The sequence below is a fragment of the Thalassotalea montiporae genome (assembly GCF_053485855.1).
This window is the reverse complement of the sequence record NZ_JBQRUO010000006.1, coordinates 144,445-162,793: the sequence shown is the minus strand read 5'-3', so window position 1 is coordinate 162,793 and position 18,349 is coordinate 144,445. Positions and strand designations below refer to the sequence as shown.

The window sequence follows — 18,349 nt, the reverse complement described above, 5'->3', positions numbered from 1 at the left end:
GAGACTTATTTTCCCTTAGTGTTTCATGAGATTTGATGCGTTTAACTGATTTTTACCAGTAAACGCATTTTTTTTGTCTGAAATTTGAGAGTTTTTGAAAAGCTAGAGAGTTGTTAGAGAAAAGTCAAATAAGAACAATGACTTGCTATTAGATTCAGAGAATAAGTTAGCGATTAGAGAAATATAACAGAAATATATTGAACATTTTTTGAACTAAATGGGTTGCTACTGGTCGAAGTGTTTGAGAGCAAAACCTCCCTGGACTGCTTTCATATTTTAGTAGCGCGTTGCCCTAACGCGCTTTTTTTTGTCTGATACTTTCGTCTGATATTTTTCTGATCAGTGCCTAACGATTCGCAACACTAATTGTGGTAAGTGTATTTGCATTATCGAAAAAAGAGCTAGAGGTAACCCTAGCTCGCATTATGCTTTGAAATAGTCAGCTAAGAAGCTATCAAAGTCTAGCGTATCGCTTTCTTCAATCGCTTTCTGATCAAGGTGAGATTGTTTTGCCGCTTGCGCTAACATCGCCTGATCAAATGTTTGATAGCCATTAGCCATTTGCTGTTCGCGGTATTCACTCGCTTTACCTAATGCCAGTGCTGTGTATTTCGCTTCTTGATTGACCACCATATCCACTAACTTCGCAGAAGGCGTTAAGCTCGCATCTTTTACTTTGGCAAACTCGTTACTCGTCACTACTTGATAATCGTTTGCACCGTAGGCCTTATCTAACAGCTTAGCCACTTGCATAAACTCTTCAAATAGCTCACCGCCCCACTCTGGGATGGTTTTACATTGATTGTCATCGTTAAGCTTTAACTCAGGTTCGCGGCCGCGTAGCACCACTTTATCCATATTGTGCTCATAGCGTTTTTGTAGCTCAGCAGTCATCTCTGGGCTAGGTGCTAGCGCACAGTAGGTTAAAAACACATCGAGGAAACGCATTTGCTCAAGGCTAATGCCCGTTGCGGAGAATGGGTTAACATCTAACGCACGCACTTCAATATATTCAACACCGCGACGCTGCAATGCTTCTGAAGGCTTTTCACCTGACTCGGCCACGCGTTTAGGTCGAATAGGTGCATAAAGTTCATTTTCAATTTGCAACACATTGCTGTTTAGTTGGCGATATTCGCCATCTACCTTAACGCCAATTTTATCGAAATCATCTGAAGCCAATGAAATTGCTTCTTTAACCCCTTCAACATATGACGTTAAATTGTTGTAGCAAATATTCAGCGCTGATTGTGCGCTGTTAGTGTAGCCTAAATCGCTCATGCGCAGCGACGTGGCATGCTCTAAATACAAATACCCCGTTTTAGAGCGTTTGAATGGCAATTGATGCGGCTTGTCTTGCAAGAACGAACTACACAGTATTGGTGAACTGCCAAACAAGTAAGGAATTAACCAGCACAGTCGTTTGTAATTGCGAATAAGAGCAAAGTAACGCTCTGAAACAAAGGTTTGTAAATCTCGTGTATCACCATCTATTTGCTGAATAGCACGCCAAAAGTCTTCAGAAAAAGAAAAATTAAAATGAATGCCCGCGATTACCTGCATCATGCTGCCATAGCGGTTTTTCAGCCCTTGGCGATATACGGTTTTCATACGGCCAACGTTAGAGCTGCCGTATTGCGCTAGCGGAATTTGGTCATCGTCTTCAACAAAGCAAGGCATACTTAATGGCCATAACAACTCACCATCAATATTTTCGTAGGCATATTTTTGAATATCTTCCAGCTGAGCAATGGTTTGCTCTGCTGAATCACTTACCGGCGTAATAAACTCAAGTAAAGTTTCTGAATAGTCAGTCGTAATGTATGGATGTGTTAGTGCAGATCCTAAATTTTCGCGATGAGGCTGAGTTGATAGCCTTCCCTCACTTACCACCCGCAAAGCTTCGCGCTCAACACCACGCTTGATTCCTGAAACGGCAGCTAAATGTTCATCGGCTGATAAGGCTTGTAAATACTGATTAAGAGATGAGATCAAAATGGCTCCGCCGCCTAGCGTATAATTCGAATTGCTTACAATGTAAGGGTAATTGATGATAATTCAATACGCTAGCTAGTAAACTTTACCAAAAGTTACAAAATAAAAAGATGCGCCCAGTGTCAATGGGTGCGAAAATAACATCCATTATTAGTATTTCGTATAAACAGCCCAATTTAAAGAACACTTTATGCAAGACTCCGCTCTCAGTTTACTTCCTCCATTTGTCGCTATTTTAATTGCCGTTTGGCGACGCAATGCCTTAATGGCACTGCTCGTTGGTGTACTACTTAGTCATTTAATGGTTGCGAACTGGCAACCGTTGAGTGGCGCATCAGGTGCGATTTCCGGCTTTGCTGACGTGTTTTCGTCAACGGGTAATGTTTATATTATTTGTTTCAGTTTATTAATTGGCGCTATGGTAAAGCTGCTCAGTGAAGCTGGTGCAGTTAATGGCTTTATTGAACACTTAGCTAAGTTAAAACTGGTTAAAACCAAGCGCCAAGCCAGCATGTTGCCGACACTGATCGGTTCCAGCATTTTCACCGACACAAATCTGAGTATGTTTACAGCCGGCATGGCAAGCCAACAGTTATTCGATCGCCATAAACTAAGCCGCGCTCGCTTAGCTTATTTGCTCGACTCTACTTGCGCCCCGATAAGCATTTTGTTCTTAATTAATGGCTGGGGCGCTTATGTTCTTGGCTTGCTAGATGGTTTTAGTTTTGACGACCCAGTTAGCGTACTAATTGGCACAATAGGCTATAACTTTTATGCCATTATTGCCGTTGCTCTGGCTTATTACACCGCTTATTCAGGTAAAGCTTTTGGCCCTCTGGCAAGCGCAACAAGCTTAGTGAACACACCAAATGAGTCAGGCGACACAAAAATTGGCCCTGCACGCGTGATGTGGGTGCCATTAATTGCACTACTAGCAATTACTTTAACCTTGTTATTTATCACGGGTGACGGCGACATGCGTCGCGGCTCTGGCTCATTCTCAGTGTTTTGTGCCATCGTTAGTAGCTGCGTGTTAGTGATTGGCATGATCAGCTATTACCGCCTGCTTAGTGTGCAAGCAATGGCTAAAATATTCGTTAATGGGCTTTGGTATATGGCACCTGTGGTCATGATTTTAGTATTGTCGTTCGCCTTTGGTGATGTCATTAAAGCGCTTGGTACTGGCACTTATGTTAGTGAATTAATGCAGGTGGAAGTGCCACTATTTTTAATTGCACCAATTATCTTTTTAGTTGCTGCGGTAATGGCATTTGCCACCGGGACCTCATGGGGTACCTTTGCAATCTTGATCCCAATTGCCGTACCAATTGCCATGCAAACTGGGCTGCCCGTGTCTTTCCTTGTTGCGGCTGTGCTAGGTGGCGGTATTTTTGGTGATCATTCTTCGCCAATTTCAGACACCACAGTGGTTGCTTCTATTGCCAGCGGCTGTGATCATTACGAACACGTAAAAACCCAACTTCCTTACGCTTTATTTGGCGCCATGTTAACGATAGTGATCTACATCTTGATTGGTCTTAGTTTTTAATGGCTTGTGGTTTTGAACTGGTCGATGAGCAACCAGATTTTGTGTTAGTAAACAAAGCGCCAAACGTTAACTTTCACGATGAGGGTGAGCTTGGCGCAGGCTTATTTTCACAAGTAAAAAGCCAGCTTGAACTGACTGAGCTTTACCCGGTTCATCGACTAGATAAGCTAACTTCAGGCTTAGTTATCTTTGCCAAAAACCTTGCTGCAGCGCGTACCTTTGAGCAGCTTTTTCGTAAACATCAAATTGATAAGTATTACATTGCGTTAAGCGATAAAAAGCCGAAAAAAAAGCAAGGGCTAATCAAAGGCGATATGACGAAAAGCCGCCGTGGTATGTGGAAGTTAATGCGTACTATGGACAATCCGGCGATTACTCAGTTTTTTAGCACCAGTTTAGTTGCTGGCCTGCGCGCTTATTTGCTTAAACCACACAGTGGCAAGACTCATCAGATTCGCGTTGCACTAAGCAGTAATGGTGCGCCCATACTAGGAGATACTTTGTATGGTAATCCTAGTTCAGAAAAATTTGTTGCCGATCGCGGTTATCTACACGCCTACGCGCTGCGCTTTACTTACCAAGATAAAGTCTTTGAATACCTTCAAGAACCGACTTTTGGAAAACATTTTCAGTCTGCTGAGGCGTTAGCATGGCTTTCGAGTATTTCGCCACCATGGCAACAGGCTTGGCCTAAGTGCTAGAAACTTTGCTAAATAACCTCAGCTCTGGATAACTAATGTGCTTCTAGCGGCTATTTTTACTGCTACCAGCGTTAAATTTACTTGCAATAGACCAGCTATTGACGCGCAAATTTGCCTTGATATCAGCAAAAATTTCTCGCAAGAAGATAAAAGCCAACATCAGTATTTGAATTGATTTGTTATTCACTATTTCTTATCCAAACCTGAGGTTAAATAAAAATGGCAGTCAATTGACTGCCATTTTTGTTTGATACCTATTAGAGCAAGCTATGAACAAACACGCCACCAATTGCCACAGGGCAAACAAACTTGGTATACCACGGCCAGACTTTCCAGAACAAGCTGTCTTCAACCGTTTCATTGCCTTGCTTTATTTCTGCTAATAGTGAGCTACGTTGCCAGATCCAGCCAGCAAACACACAGCAAAGCATGGCAATAATTGGCTGACCATATTCTGTTGAAAGGGTCGCCACAAAACCTAACATCACACCTAGATTAGAAATAATACCGAAGCTTATGAGTAAAATAACCAAGCCAATGATGGTTGTTGCCTTCTTGCGATCGATATTATGGCGCTCAACCGCATAAGAAACTGGCCCTTCAAGCATTGAAATAGAGGAAGTTAGCGCTGCAATTGACATTAACAAGAAGAAGGCTAAACCAATAAACAAACCTAAACTGCCCATACCATCAAACAGGCTAGGTAACACGGTAAAAACTAAAGTCGGCCCTGCAATTAAACTACCGTCGTCAGCAAAAATTTGCACGCCTTGTGCTTGTGCGACATACATCGCAGGGATAATTAACAAGCCAGCAAGGAAAGCAATAGAAACATCAATCAGGGTAACTTGCGCCCCTATGGTGACCATGTTTTCTTTCTTGGCAATATAGGAGCCGTAAATCACCATCACCGAGGTACCAAGTGACAATGAGAAGAACGCCTGACCTAAAGCACTAACCAGTAGGTTCGGCTCTAACACACGGCTGATATCAGGGTTTAGATAAGCTTCTAACCCTTGCATTGCACCGTCTAGGGTCATGACATAGCCAATCAGCAATATCAATAAGCCGATCATCATTGGCATTAAGCGCTTTGACCATTTTTCGATGCCTTGCTCGACACCGCGGCGAATAATAAACACGGTGAGAAACATAAATAAGGTGGTGAAAAAGACATTACGGGCAACGGAGTCGTTCACCGCCCAAGACGCGATAGATTGCAATCCGGCGATTTCAGCGGCAGATTCAACGGCAAACGACATCATCCAGCCGGCTAAAATGCCGTAAAAACTCAAAATGAGTGAGGCACAGATAATACCGCCAAAGCCAACTATAAACGCAAAGCGCTTTTGCCAAGCCTTACTCGACATTTTTTGTAAGCTAGTAACGGCATTTGCTTGGCCATAGCGACCAATTAATATTTCTGCCATGAAAGCGGGATATGCTAAACAAAACGCCAGCACTAAATACACTAGTACGAACGCTGCACCACCATTACTCGCAGTTTGTGTAGGAAAGCCCCAAACGTTACCCAGACCAACCGCAGAGCCTGCGGCCGCCATAATAAACCCGATGCGCGAGCTAAACTCGCCTCTAGAAACAGCCATAAACTATCTACTTTTATTATTATATTTACGTTGTTAGCGACATAATTTACGTAAAACCGACCCTCGAAGACAAGCCAGTGGCGTAAAATAGTTGACTGACAACTTAAATAGACTGTGCACAATAATGTGCACAAAGATCAATCAATTTCTTTACAGGTAAGCATGCAGCTAGGTTGTAGTAACTCAAAGCAATGTAAACCTGTAAATGGGCGCAACAAAAAACGAGCTTAACGCTCGTTCTTTGTTTACATTTTTGACTAGTCGCGGAAGTTGTTAAACTGGAATGGCTGGTCTAACTCTGCTTCACGTACTAACTGCATTACCGCTTGCAAATCGTCACGCTTTTTACCGGTAACGCGTACTTGTTCGCCTTGAATAGCTGCTTGAACTTTGATTTTGCTATCTTTAATCAACTTAACAACTTTCTTAGCCACGTCTTTTTCAATGCCTTCTTGAAAAGTAACACGTTGCGTACAGTTCTTGCCCGAAAACTCAGGATCAGAGATTTGCATTGCTCTTGGGTCGATTTGTCGTTTAACCAGTTGATTACGCAAAATATCAACCATTTGCTTAACCTGAAAATCACCTTCAGCTTTAACTGCCACTGCTGGCGACTTCCATTCAAAGCTCGCCTCTACTCCGCGAAAATCGAAACGAGTGCTCAACTCACGTGTTGAATTTTCCGTGGCATTGCGCACTTCTTCTAAATTAATTTCTGAAACAATATCAAATGACGGCATAGTGTGCCCTTCGCTAAAATTTTTCGCCAGTTTATCAAAATAGCCAAGAATTTCTAACTAACTCAACCGTTTTTTCTTACCTTTGCCATGATATGATGATGCTTTAGAGCAATTGCCAATTATCTGGCTCAGTTTAAGAGCTACTAAGAACAACAAAGGCAGTATTGAAGCCCAGTTTTACAACAACGTTAAGAAATAATTTAGTTTGAAAAATCTCCATCACATTCTATTTTTTCTCATACTTGCACTTACCAGTATCGCATTCTTTTTCTCACCAGAATTACGCGACATTGTCGTGAGCAACACGCAAATCGACACGATAGGTCATGCCATCGGTTTTTTCGTGCTGACATGGCTACTCAGTAGTTTATTCAAACTACCTGCTTGGCCACTGACCATAGCGTTAATTGGCTATGCAGCACTCAGTGAAGTTGCACAATACTCTTTAGGTTTTAGAAATGGCGAATTCAAAGATTTTGTTGGCGATACAATTGGCATTTTACTCTTTATGTTACTGAAATGGTTATGGTTAGTTTACGGCCCAGCCAATACCTCGAGTGTTGAGAACCAAAGCAAAAGCCAAATGAAAGTATGAGTAAAACACCTGAGATGAAAGCTTCCTACCCAGCAACTGACAAGTGTAAGCATTTAAACATTGTGGTGGCTGGACAAGGCGCTATTGGCTCACTTTGGTGTTGGTATTTAAACCAATGCTCGGCGGTTAATTTGTCGCTCGTCACCCGAGCACCTTCTCTTCCTACTTCTCCAACGCCCTCTAGTTTTGCTAATGTTCCTAGTTTCCCTAATGTCCCTAAGCTAAAAAAACAGCTCAGCTTTAGCCATTTCAACGGTCAAACTTACCAATATCACTGCCACCTAGCCGATGACAAAACACTAAACAATGCTGACTTGCTTGTTGTGTGTTTAAAGTCCTACGATGCTGCACAGCTCGTTAATAACATCGCCAATAAATTAGCACCGACAACCGATGTTTTATTAGTGCACAACGGCATGGGAGTATACGAAGCGCTGTCAGGTAAGACTAAGGCAACACATAACACCTATACATGCCTAACCACCCACGGCGCATTTCGACCAACAAAAAGCCACGTAATTCATACCGGCTTGGGCAGTTTTGATATGGGCCGTCATGCTTTCGTGCAAAACGAACCAGCACCTTGGTTTAACGCACTGAAATGCGCACTCCCAAATGCCCACTGGCAATCAGATATCAAAACCAAGCAATGGCAAAAATTAGCGATTAACTGCGTGATTAACCCATTAACGGCGCTTAACAATGTGTGTAATGGTGAAATTACGCAAGCTCAATATTTGCCGCAGATATCGGCCATCGCGAAAGAGGTCTCGGAAGTTGCAAGTAGCCAAGGCATTACGCTTGAAGCGAACACTATTGTTGAACAAGCATTAGCGGTTGCCCAAGCCACCGCCAACAATGTTTCATCAACATTAGCAGATGTTCGCGCTGATCGAACAACCGAAATCAATGCCATTAATGGCTACATTTGTCAGTTAGCGATAATGGCTGGTATTAGTGTTCCGAGCAACTCGGCATTAGTTAAGCAGGTGAATGCGTTATTAAAGAGTGCTGCACCTAGTCAGTGATTTGCTAGCGTCAATGAGTTGTTAGCGAAACAGTAAAATAAAAAAAGCCGTGGTTAGCAAAGGCTAACCACGGCTTTTTGTGCTTTGGCTGACCCGCCCTAAATAAAGGGGGTTAACTAGGCCACTTTTCTATGGGCGATAAACGTGTCTATGGGCGATAAACGTGCACATTGCTAAAGCCATTATCGTGCAGGTATAGCGCTTGTAGCTTACTCATCACACCGCGATCACAGTACAACAAGTACTCTTTTGATTGGTCCAGGTCGCCAAACTGAGTACCGAGCTTAAAGAATGGAATATGCTTAACTTCAATACCGTCTAGCTCCAGTGGGCTATCATCTTCTTCCTCTGGGCTGCGGATATCCAAAATTACGGTATTTTCACCAACTTCTGCTAGCTCTTTAACGGCATGTACTTCTTCTTCGGTTTCTTGACCAATATCGCGAATATCAAATACACGGGCATTTTCAACAACTTGGTCGATAATGTTTAAGTCAAACTTAGTTTCTTCTTCTTCAACTTTCGCCAATACCGCTTTTACTGTTGGCTTTTTGGAAATAACACCACAGTACTCTGGAATGGTTTTCGCAAAATCTTCAGTGCCAATAGCGCGGGCAATATCAATAATATCTTGCTTATCGTAAGCCGCTAAAGGGCGCAGAATAAGGGTTTCTGTAACTCGATCAATAACGTTTAAGTTAGTCAACGTTTGGCTAGAGACTTGACCTAGCGCTTCACCAGTTACCAGTGCTTGAATACCTAGTTTTTCCGCGACTTTTGAACCAGCACGCATCATCATGCGCTTAAGTACAACGCCCATATGGCCATTGTCTATTTTTTCTAAGATTTCAGTCACTACTGGATCAAAGTCAACTGCAATAAATTTCACGCGGTGAGATGCGCCAAATTTATTCCACAGGAAATGACTCACTTGCTTAACACCCACTTCATGAGCACTGCCACCTAAGTTGAAGAAACAAAAGTGAGTACGCGAGCCCTTTTTGATCATTTGGTAACTAGAAACACCAGAGTCAAAGCCGCCTGACATCAACGACAACACGTCTTCTTGTGTTGCAATTGGGAAGCCGCCTAAACCTTTGTGAAGCTCAGTCACGATAAATAACTTGCTCTTGTTGATTTCAAGGCGAATCGTGACGTCCGGCTTTTTCAATTTTACCTTAGCTGACTCAACCGCTTGATTTAAGCCGCCGCCAATATATTGCTCTGCTTTAATCGAGTTAAAGTCGTGTTCACCACTGCGTTTAACTCGCACACAAAAGGTTTTATTTTCAATTGTGCTGGCATGTACCGCTAAGGTTTTTTCGTAGATGTCATGCAAATCGGTGAATTCGTCTTGCTGAACTTCTAAAAACGAGGCAATACCCGGAATACACTTTAGCGTTTCAACTAACGCAGCACGGTTCTGTGCAGTGTCATTTTTGGTATTAATTTCAATGCTATCCCAGTTAAGTTGCGTGGTGACTTGCTCGTCTATACGTCTTAAAACATTCTTGATATTTGACTCAAGCATCTTAGTAAAACGTTTACGAACAGAGCGACTTTTAACGGCGATTTCAGCCTGCAATTTAACGATGAATTTCATTGATTCCCCCAGCGCTGGATAAAGTGGCGCGCATTATACACTATTTCTAAGAAAATGCGCGTTAGTCAGCTTCACGGGATAAGTAAGTACTCTCAAGTGAGCGCTTTAGAACTTATGGCTTACCTGATGTCATTTTCTTAAGGGTACGATCGCCCTTACCGTAATGATGATAAAGCGCCGCTAACACATGACCTAGAATTAGTAGCCATACCAACCAAGCACCGAATATCTCTTTATGGATAAAATCAATCGGAGTTTCAAAAGCTTTAAACGACAGTCCCATCAAATCCTGAACGATGACAGTAAATAGCCATGTATCTTCAAATTTTGGTATATCAAATAAGAAGAATTCGGTATTAACACCTGTTCCTAAATAGCCGGTCAGCGGCATAATAATCATGACCGCATACAGCGCATAATGACCAAGGTGGGCAGCCAAGTGCTCTAGTTTGCTGCCAGGTTCAGATTCAGGAGCTTGATTCATCCCCCGCCAGATAATGCGCAAAACAACGATAACCCCAAGCGACACACCAACTGATAGGTGAAGTTGTAATGCGGTCCAATTCTCCGGCGTTTTAGCCTCGGTAAACCATTGGCGGTAATAAACACTCACATAAGATGCTAAAAATAAAAGTGCCGTTCCCCAGTGAAAACACTTGGCAATGAAACCATAGTCGGTTGATGAATTTTTTAACATCATAAAGCTAGTCCTGTAATTTATGTCTGATTAGCGAATAAACATTGAGTTTAGACTATGCTAACCAAGCGCTAGGCGTATAGCAGATTTACCTTTATTTACATCGACAATGCATTAAGCTAGGTGAGCTGAAAAAAGGCAAAAAAATGGCCGACTATACAGGTATAGTCAGCCATTTTTGGTGCACCTTAAATTCTGTTAGAGAATCAGTCGTTAATTGCCACTGCTCTCACTGATAGAAATAGGTTCAGTGACTTTCGCTTTACCTTGGTTAATCGAAATCTCGACTCGGCGATTGCGACGGCGATTCAAGGCATTGGTGTTTGGCACTAACGGACGCGTGTCAGCGTGACCCACAACAAGTAATCGCGTGGGATCAAAATTCGGCACTTTCACCATTTCATGAGCAATTGCCACAGCACGTTGGCTAGAAAGATCCCAATTTGAGCGGTAAAGCTCTGAATCAATACCTTGGTTATCGGTATTACCTGAAATCATGATCTCGCCCGGTACATTGTTAAGCAAGACACCAATCTCTTGAATAATTGGCTTAAACTTCGGCTGCAAAAATGCAGAGCCTGAAGGGAACGAGCCATTTTCGCGAATACGTATGGTGATTTGTTGCCCTAGTGACTCCAGTTCAATCGCACCGTCTTGAATTTGTTGTTCAAGCTGCTCGGCAATTTTCTTGACGAGCTCATTCACTTGCTCTTGTTGCGCCTGTTCCAGTTGTTGCTGAGCTTGCTCAATTTGTTGTTGTGACATTTGCGTGTCGGTGCTTTGCGATTGACCACCACGTTCAGTACCGCGTTGCTCTTGGCGACCACCCGCAGAAGTTTCATCGCCCGCTTGGAATTCCAACATTTGTTGAGTCATTTCCATGGTTTGCTGCTGGATAACTTCTATCGGCGTTGGCTCAGGCTTACCTGGGCGAAACTCTTTCGCAATGATGCTGGTTCCCTTAGGAATATCTTTCACCTCAATTTTATTTTGCACACCGAAGGCAAACTTCATCGAGCCAGCAATTTGCTTGAACTTCAATACGTCCATTTCCGAGAAGCTCAATAGCAAAACGAAAAAGCACATTAACAGTGACATCAAATCCGCGAAAGTTCCCATCCACGCAGGTAGACCTGCGGGCGGGCACTTACACTCAGGAGGTGGAGATGACATGGCTTACCTCACTACTCTTCAGTGGTGTCTATTTTTCGCTTACTTTCTGCTAAATAGTTTTTCAGCAGACCTTCAATAACACGTGGGTTTTGGCCGTCTTGAATCCCCAAAACCGCATCTAAGATAAGCTCTTGGTTTAACTTTTCTTCTGCCATTCGAAGCGATAACTTGTTCGAAATTGGAATGGCAATAACGTTTGCTAAGAAAGCACCGTACAACGTCGTTAATAGTGCAACCGCCATCGCGGGACCAATCGCCTTAGGGTCATCCATGTTAGATAACATCGCAACCAGACCAATCAAGGTACCAATCATCCCCATCGCTGGTGCAACTTCAGCAAGTGCGCCTAGCATGCCAACGCCAGTATCATGACGCTCAGTTGTTAGTGCGATGTCTTTTTGCATGGTGGCACGCACCACGTCGGCATCGTGACCATCAACCAGCATGTCGACACCTTTTTGCATAAAGGCATTAGATATCTCGGCCTCTTCCAGGGCTAAAAAACCGCCTTTTCGCGCTGCGTCCGCCATTTCAACAGACTTTTCAATCAACTCTTCTGGCTTTTCCAGCTTGAACATAAATGCCTTGCCAATGATCTTACCAATGGTAAAAAACTGGCCAAGGTTGTAATTCGATAAGACAACGAAAATTGAACCACAGAATACGATAAGAATTGATTGGGTATCGACAAACATTGAAATGTCGCCACCTAAAATCATCGCCATCACGATGAAACCAATTGCGCCTAACATCCCAATTAGCGTAGCTAAATCCACAAATGCCTCCTAATGTGTGTCTTTAACGAGCAGAACTCTGCTGATAATACATTATCAATAAATGAATCGCGACCTGTATTACAGCCTGTTACACAGATAGTATCGCCCGCAAGGTCAATAACTTAACTTGTTTTTGATTCAGTTCAGCTATCGTTACTATAAGCGGGCGAATATGTGCCATTGATTGACCTAGACGCGCCGCTCATGTACCTTTGCGCCTTATTACTAGGTTGCAATGCTAAACTAACCTTAACCAATCGAAGCGATGCTTATTAAACAGGCAGAGAGTACGTTTGGTCATCACTTGTTTATCATCAAAAACGGGCTATCCGTGGTATAGAAATGGCAAAGAAGAAACTGGAAAATCTATCGTTCGAAGAGGCGCTTGGCGAACTTGACACTATTGTTCAACAATTAGAACAGGGTGAATTAAGTTTAGAAGAGTCAATGGCGATTTTTGAACGCGGCTTAAAGCTTAGTCAATTAAGTCAGCAAAAACTGCAAGGCGCAGAGCAAAAAGTGCAAATGCTGATTAATCAAAATGGTCAAGGTACTTTAACGAACTTTGAACAAGACGATAACGCTTAGTTTAAGGCGATAAAGATTTTGACGACTTTACCTCAACTTAGTGAATATCAAGCACGCGTTAACCAGTTACTTGCCAACAAACTTGATAGTTTACCCGTTAATGACACTAAGCTATTAGAAGCGATGCGCTATGGCCTGTTAATCGGCGGTAAACGCATGCGTCCATATTTGGTCTATACCACAGGTCTAGCTTTAGGTGCCAAACTTGAAGATTTAGACGGCATTGCCTGCGCCTTAGAGTGCATTCATGCGTATTCATTATTACACGATGATTTACCAGCAATGGACGACGATGATCTACGACGCGGCCAACCAACTTGTCACAAGGCTTTTGACGAAGCAACAGCTATTTTGGCCGGCGATAGCTTGCAAACACTGGCGTTTGATTTTCTTGCCAATCACCCGTTTTCAGACTTTGGTCAACAAAAAATGCCAATGCTGTTACAGCAACTAGTTGCCGCGGCGGGTTACCAAGGCATGTGTGGTGGCCAAGCACTGGATTTAAGTGCAACCGATAAGCATGTTTCATTGAACGAGCTTGAAACCATTCACAGACTCAAAACCGGCGCATTATTAAAAGCCTCGGTTACGATGGCCTCAGAATGTGCACCACAAGTTACTGATGAGCAAAAAACGACGCTGGCAACATTTGCCGAGCTCATTGGGCTGGCTTATCAAGTGCAGGACGATATTATCGATATTACATCGACACAAGAGCAGCTTGGTAAGCCTAAAGGCTCAGATATTGAAGCCAATAAATCAACTTACCCAGCACTACTTGGCTTAGCAAATGCTCAACAAAAAGCAGAAACGCTATACCAAGAATCGCTTCAAGCTTTAGCTACTTTGCCCTACAATACCGACACTTTGGCAGACTTTGCGACCTTTATTGTTCGCCGTACTCATTAATTACTAATAAGACTATGACCATTAATCTAGCTGATTATCCTTTATTATCAACGATCAATTCCCCTGACGATTTGCGTTTACTGAGCCAAGATCAGTTAACTAAAGTCAGTGATGAGTTACGAAGCTATTTATTAAACTCTGTCAGTAAAAGCAGCGGCCATTTCGCCTCTGGTTTAGGCACAATCGAGCTAACGGTTGCACTGCATTATGTTTATCGCACGCCGTTTGATCACCTAATTTGGGATGTTGGCCACCAAGCCTACCCACACAAAATTCTAACGGGTCGTCGCGACCAACTACACACGATTCGTCAAAAAGACGGCTTACACCCGTTCCCGTGGCGCGAAGAAAGTGAATACGATGTGCTGAGTGTCGGTCACTCAAGTACGTCAATTTCTGCGGCACTAGGTTTAGCCGTTGCTGCCGAAAAAGAAGCCAAAGATCGCAAAGTAGTTGCCGTTATTGGTGACGGTGCGATGACAGCAGGTATGGCTTTTGAAGCATTAAACCACGGCGGTGACATCAACAAAGATATGTTAGTCATCTTAAATGACAACGAGATGTCAATTTCGGAAAACGTGGGGGCGTTAAATAATCATTTAGCCAAACTACTTTCGGGTAGTTTATTTACGGGCTTTAGAGAAGGTAGTAAACGCTTACTAAACAACATTCCGCCGATCAAAGAATTAGCCAGTCGTGCAGAAGAACACCTCAAAGGCATGGTAGTACCTAGCACTTTCTTTGAAGAATTGGGCTTTAACTACATAGGGCCAATTGACGGCCACGACGTTAATGGCTTAGTTGATACCATTCGCAATATGCGCAACCTGAAAGGGCCGCAAATTTTGCATATCGCAACCAAGAAAGGTAAAGGCTACCAAGCAGCAGAGCAAGACCCGATTAAGTACCACGCGGTACCTAAATTTAACCCTGCTGAAACGTCACTGCCGAAAAGCAAACCAAGCTTACCAACTTATTCTAAGATTTTTGGTGACTGGCTATGTGGCATGGCCGAGCGCGATAGCAAGTTAATGGCAATTACGCCAGCGATGCGCGAAGGCTCGGGTATGGTTGAATTTAGCCAGCGTTTCCCTGATCAATATTTCGATGTTGCCATTGCCGAACAGCATGCCGTGACCTACGCAGCAGGTCTTGCCATTGGCGGCCAAAATGCCGTTGTCGCAATTTACTCAAGCTTCTTGCAACGCGGTTATGATCAGCTGATTCACGATATTGCCATTCAAAACTTACCAGTTTTATTTGCAATTGACCGTGCTGGTATTGTCGGCGCTGACGGCCCTACACACCAAGGTGCGTTCGACTTAAGCTTTATGCGCTGCATTCCAAATATGGTGATTATGACACCGTCTGACGAACGCGAGTGTCAGTTGATGTTAACCACAGGCCACCTGCATAATGGCCCAGCAGCAGTGCGCTATCCACGTGGCAGTGGCACGGGCGCTGAATTGCCGACGCTTGATGAAACCATCACACTAGGCAAAGGCGTGAAAAAGCGCCAAGGTGAAAAAATTGCGATTTTGAACTTTGGTACGGTGTTGGGCGAAGCCTCACAAGCTGCCGAAGCACTTGATGCAAGCTTAGCTGATATGCGCTTTGTTAAACCAATTGATGAAACACTTATCAATGAACTTGCCGACAATCACGATGTGATTGTAACGGTTGAAGATAATGCCATTGCCGGTGGCGCAGGCTCTGCGGTAAATGAGTATTTATTAAGCCAAGGGCGTGCAATAAAAGTGCTTAATATTGGCTTACCAGATGTTTTCATTAAACACGGTACGCAAGAAGAAATTCACCAAGAGTTAGGCTTAGATTGTCAGGGTATTATCGATAAAGTTAACGCGTTTATTGGTTAGTCTCTACGACTCAAACTTCTATGCCTAAAAACCAAAAAAGCCGCTATTGCGGCTTTTTTGGTTTTTCAGTCCATGATCTTCAATTCAGTTAATATTAGCCTAGGTACCTGTTCTAACATTAAAAGCATCAACCGCGCTTTCTAGCGATTGAGCAAGTTTTGCGACCTCTTCACTGTAGCCAAGAGTTACTGTCGATTTTTCACTACTTTGCTGACTCACTAAGGCTACTTGCGAAATACTGTCGTTGATTTCACTACTCAAGTTATTCTGCTGTTGTGCTGCACTTGAAATATCAATACTCATTGAATGCATTTGTGAAATCGCTTGGCTTATCGTCGTCAGTGTTTCTAACAGTAACTCAGTGTCTGTCTGACAACGGGTTGCGTTGTTTTTCCCTTGCTCAATCTCCTCTACAACACTGCTCGTTTGTGCCTGTAGCGAATCAATCATGGCATTAATTTCAGAGGTTGATTCTTGTGTACGACTGGCAAGCATACGTACCTCATCGGCAACCACTGAGAAGCCTCGACCTGCTTCACCAGCACGTGCAGCTTCAATTGCAGCATTAAGCGCCAATAGGTTAGTTTGATCAGCAATACTTTGGATGGTTTCTAAAATACTACTGATATTGGTTGCTTCTTGATTCAACAAGCTGACTTTGCCAGCGGTATTTTGCAGCAACATCGTCAAATCATTAATCTTACCTGCCGTGCTATTAGCACGCTGTTCAAGTTCATTACTGCGATTTAAAGCCTCAGTCATCTGATTTTCAGCATCGGTTGACTTAGCCAATACTTCGTCCGCATGTTCACTGAGCGACAGGGTATTATGATTAACTTCATCAACCGTTGATTGCTGAGAATCTAGTGAGGTAGCTACCGCTTGTAACTCAGTTTGTGAGCGATTAGCCGCTTGCGCCAGTGCATTAGCATTTTGCCCAATATCATCAATTAGGGTTTTTAAGTGTGATACCACAGAGTTGACGTTTTTCGATAGCTGACCGTATTCATCCTCACTAACCACATCCAACTGCTTAGTCAGATCCCCCTGAGCAATACGATTCAACACTTCATTGATATGAAAGAGCGGCTTGATCATCGCACGAATTGTCAAAATTGCGATGGTGACACTGACAAGCATAATAACCGCCAAAATAATTAAGGTTAGTGCTTGGCCATTATCAACATCGTCAAAAACATTTTGCTGTAAATTCGATAAGTTAGAATCAACTTGTTCAAGCAGTTTATCTATGGTCGCGAGCGCTTGTTCTATTTGCTGTTCAGAGCGATTAGCAGCCTGTATTAGGTTTGCTCTGTTTTCCAATTGTTCACGCTTGATAACAAACAAACTACGTTCATTGGTGAGCTTGTCATTCGCCTGTTCAAACTCACTGACAAACTGCTCAATAAGCCCTTGCGTGTCATAGTCTTCGCCTTGCCTAACCAAATAGCCGACTAAATCTTTAATATTCAATAAAGACTGTTCGATTAGCTCTTGGCTTTGATTTAGCTCCTCTAAATCATTGATACTAAGTACACTATTAGCGGCATCGGCAAGGTTGATTACATAACCCTCTATTTGCCCAGCAGAGCCGATAATCCGGTCGACAATTGCTTGCTCTTTATCATCTTCCAAATACGTTAAGTCAACGAGCAAAGCTCCCGCTTCATTAAGATTAGCACCAACCTGTTGCTCAACACTTGTGAGTGACTGGGCTAGAGAAAGTGATTTAGACTGAAAGCTAAACATATTCGTCACTGTTTGTGCGAATAGTGACTGCTCTTGCTCAAAGGCGCTTAGCTGCTGGGCTAGCGCAGTAGGTAATGATAATCGATCGAGGTTTTGCTTTGCTTCGCTAAGCCTGACGCCTTGATTGCCAAAGCCTGATTTAAGAATTGAAAGCTGCTGCTCGCTATCTACGGTGGTAATTTGGGAAGCTTGCTTAGCTTGTTTTAGCAAGCCGATTTGCAGCCCAGTACTTTGTTTTTGCACGGGTATCGCAATACTGTCAACTTCTTTAGTCGCCTGCTCGATATCGGCGAGAATGCCAATGGAGCTGACACTAGCAAAGATGAGCAGTAAAAGTATGACAACGAAGCCAAGAATGATCTTATGGGCAACCTTTACATTCATATGAACACCTACTTGTAATATCTGTATTTATTATTTTTTTGCTGAATTACTGCTATTCAAATTACATTATTATGTAGCTGAATTTATTAGCTTATTTTTTATATCAGACACGGTTATTAAAACAGCGATACAGGTAAATGAAAAGATAAAATGAAAGTTTTTTGAGCGAAACTATGTCGTTATCTTGTTAGCGGTTGTGTCAGACGTTTAGGCTTATATCATTAATTAAACGTGTAGGCATAAAAAAAGCTACTGACATCAGTAGCTTTTAATACCAACTTGAATAATTATTTGATCACTCAGCGAGAATTTAAAGGCTCATAGACAAGGCTTGGCGTGTAGAGAATGGTTATTCCCTTGTCAAACGCCATAACGCAG

General features: G+C 42.9%; 15 protein-coding genes. 7 read left to right on the top strand and 8 right to left on the bottom strand.

The features are described from left to right. Positions 1 to 423: 423 nt before the first annotated feature. On the bottom strand, positions 424 to 1,995 hold the full coding sequence (gshA, locus tag ACSLUR_RS16005) for a glutamate--cysteine ligase (protein WP_448556217.1): 1,572 nt from the start codon (positions 1,993 to 1,995) through the stop codon (positions 424 to 426). A gap of 190 nt (positions 1,996 to 2,185) precedes the next feature. Here gshA and ACSLUR_RS16000 point away from each other — a divergent pair, with 190 nt between their 5' ends. Continuing rightward, the gene (locus ACSLUR_RS16000) at positions 2,186 to 3,544 is read left to right on the top strand and encodes a Na+/H+ antiporter NhaC family protein (RefSeq protein ID WP_448556215.1); all 1,359 of its coding nucleotides are present in this window, start codon (positions 2,186 to 2,188) and stop codon (positions 3,542 to 3,544) included. Further along, a complete protein-coding gene (locus ACSLUR_RS15995) occupies positions 3,544 to 4,245 on the top strand; it encodes a TIGR01621 family pseudouridine synthase (RefSeq protein WP_448556213.1) in 702 nt (233 codons plus the stop codon). Before ACSLUR_RS16000 ends, ACSLUR_RS15995 begins: the two co-directional genes overlap by 1 nt. 257 nt (positions 4,246 to 4,502) lie before the next feature. Here ACSLUR_RS15995 and ACSLUR_RS15990 read toward each other — a convergent pair whose 3' ends face one another. Continuing rightward, positions 4,503 to 5,852, bottom strand: coding sequence for a sodium-dependent transporter (locus ACSLUR_RS15990; RefSeq protein WP_448556211.1), 1,350 nt, complete (start codon positions 5,850 to 5,852; stop codon positions 4,503 to 4,505). A gap of 257 nt (positions 5,853 to 6,109) precedes the next feature. Continuing rightward, positions 6,110 to 6,592, bottom strand: coding sequence for a YajQ family cyclic di-GMP-binding protein (locus ACSLUR_RS15985; protein WP_116001113.1), 483 nt, complete (start codon positions 6,590 to 6,592; stop codon positions 6,110 to 6,112). 205 nt (positions 6,593 to 6,797) lie between these two features. Between ACSLUR_RS15985 and ACSLUR_RS15980 the strand changes: the two genes are divergently transcribed. Further along, entirely contained in the window at positions 6,798 to 7,187 is a 390-nt protein-coding gene (locus ACSLUR_RS15980; protein WP_448556209.1) for a VanZ family protein, read from the top strand. Then, complete coding sequence (locus tag ACSLUR_RS15975) at positions 7,184 to 8,215, top strand: ketopantoate reductase family protein (protein ID WP_448556207.1); 1,032 nt, start codon at positions 7,184 to 7,186, stop codon at positions 8,213 to 8,215. The genes ACSLUR_RS15980 and ACSLUR_RS15975 overlap by 4 nt, the downstream gene beginning before the upstream one ends. Positions 8,216 to 8,363: 148 nt before the next feature. On the opposite strand, the gene thiI is transcribed toward ACSLUR_RS15975, so the two are convergent. The 4 genes from thiI to pomA all read right to left on the bottom strand — a co-directional run bounded on the left by thiI (position 8,364) and on the right by pomA (position 12,464). After that, the gene (gene thiI, locus ACSLUR_RS15970) at positions 8,364 to 9,818 is read right to left on the bottom strand and encodes a tRNA uracil 4-sulfurtransferase ThiI (protein WP_116017374.1); all 1,455 of its coding nucleotides are present in this window, start codon (positions 9,816 to 9,818) and stop codon (positions 8,364 to 8,366) included. Between the two features lie 112 nt (positions 9,819 to 9,930). Continuing rightward, positions 9,931 to 10,518, bottom strand: a complete 588-nt coding sequence (locus tag ACSLUR_RS15965; protein ID WP_448556204.1) for a cytochrome b — start codon at positions 10,516 to 10,518, stop codon at positions 9,931 to 9,933. Between the two features lie 210 nt (positions 10,519 to 10,728). Beyond that, positions 10,729 to 11,688, bottom strand: coding sequence for a flagellar motor protein MotB (locus ACSLUR_RS15960; RefSeq protein ID WP_448556202.1), 960 nt, complete (start codon positions 11,686 to 11,688; stop codon positions 10,729 to 10,731). 11 nt (positions 11,689 to 11,699) lie between these two features. Continuing rightward, positions 11,700 to 12,464 (bottom strand): flagellar motor protein PomA, encoded by a 765-nt coding sequence (pomA, locus tag ACSLUR_RS15955; protein WP_448556200.1) that lies wholly within the window; start codon positions 12,462 to 12,464, stop codon positions 11,700 to 11,702. A 342-nt stretch (positions 12,465 to 12,806) separates the two neighbouring features. Here pomA and xseB point away from each other — a divergent pair, with 342 nt between their 5' ends. From xseB to dxs, 3 genes are read left to right on the top strand one after another with little or no spacing between them, the layout of a single operon-like run. Beyond that, entirely contained in the window at positions 12,807 to 13,052 is a 246-nt protein-coding gene (gene xseB / locus ACSLUR_RS15950) for an exodeoxyribonuclease VII small subunit (protein WP_448556198.1), read from the top strand. Positions 13,053 to 13,070: 18 nt separating this feature from the next. Further along, the gene (ispA, locus tag ACSLUR_RS15945; protein WP_448556196.1) at positions 13,071 to 13,961 is read left to right on the top strand and encodes a (2E,6E)-farnesyl diphosphate synthase; all 891 of its coding nucleotides are present in this window, start codon (positions 13,071 to 13,073) and stop codon (positions 13,959 to 13,961) included. A 14-nt stretch (positions 13,962 to 13,975) separates the two neighbouring features. After that, the gene (gene dxs, locus ACSLUR_RS15940) at positions 13,976 to 15,838 is read left to right on the top strand and encodes a 1-deoxy-D-xylulose-5-phosphate synthase (RefSeq protein ID WP_448556194.1); all 1,863 of its coding nucleotides are present in this window, start codon (positions 13,976 to 13,978) and stop codon (positions 15,836 to 15,838) included. 99 nt (positions 15,839 to 15,937) lie between these two features. On the opposite strand, the gene ACSLUR_RS15935 is transcribed toward dxs, so the two are convergent. Further along, positions 15,938 to 17,971 carry a methyl-accepting chemotaxis protein gene (locus ACSLUR_RS15935; protein ID WP_448556192.1) on the bottom strand — a complete coding sequence of 678 codons (2,034 nt, stop codon included), beginning with the start codon at positions 17,969 to 17,971 and terminating at the stop codon, positions 15,938 to 15,940. Positions 17,972 to 18,349 lie beyond the last annotated feature (378 nt).

Bases quoted from the DNA above. Each gene is read 5' to 3' on its own strand.
- dxs (WP_448556194.1), top strand. From the start codon at position 13,976: ATGACCATTAATCTAGCTGATTATCCTTTATTATCAACGATCAATTCC.
- xseB (WP_448556198.1), top strand. From the start codon at position 12,807: ATGGCAAAGAAGAAACTGGAAAATCTATCGTTCGAAGAGGCGCTTGGC.
- ACSLUR_RS15995 (WP_448556213.1), top strand. From the start codon at position 3,544: ATGGCTTGTGGTTTTGAACTGGTCGATGAGCAACCAGATTTTGTGTTA.
- ACSLUR_RS15935 (WP_448556192.1), bottom strand. From the start codon at position 17,971: ATGAATGTAAAGGTTGCCCATAAGATCATTCTTGGCTTCGTTGTCATA.
- ACSLUR_RS15985 (WP_116001113.1), bottom strand. From the start codon at position 6,592: ATGCCGTCATTTGATATTGTTTCAGAAATTAATTTAGAAGAAGTGCGC.
- ACSLUR_RS15975 (WP_448556207.1), top strand. From the start codon at position 7,184: ATGAGTAAAACACCTGAGATGAAAGCTTCCTACCCAGCAACTGACAAG.
- ACSLUR_RS15960 (WP_448556202.1), bottom strand. From the start codon at position 11,688: ATGTCATCTCCACCTCCTGAGTGTAAGTGCCCGCCCGCAGGTCTACCT.
- ACSLUR_RS15965 (WP_448556204.1), bottom strand. From the start codon at position 10,518: ATGATGTTAAAAAATTCATCAACCGACTATGGTTTCATTGCCAAGTGT.
- ACSLUR_RS16000 (WP_448556215.1), top strand. From the start codon at position 2,186: ATGCAAGACTCCGCTCTCAGTTTACTTCCTCCATTTGTCGCTATTTTA.
- ACSLUR_RS15990 (WP_448556211.1), bottom strand. From the start codon at position 5,852: ATGGCTGTTTCTAGAGGCGAGTTTAGCTCGCGCATCGGGTTTATTATG.
- thiI (WP_116017374.1), bottom strand. From the start codon at position 9,818: ATGAAATTCATCGTTAAATTGCAGGCTGAAATCGCCGTTAAAAGTCGC.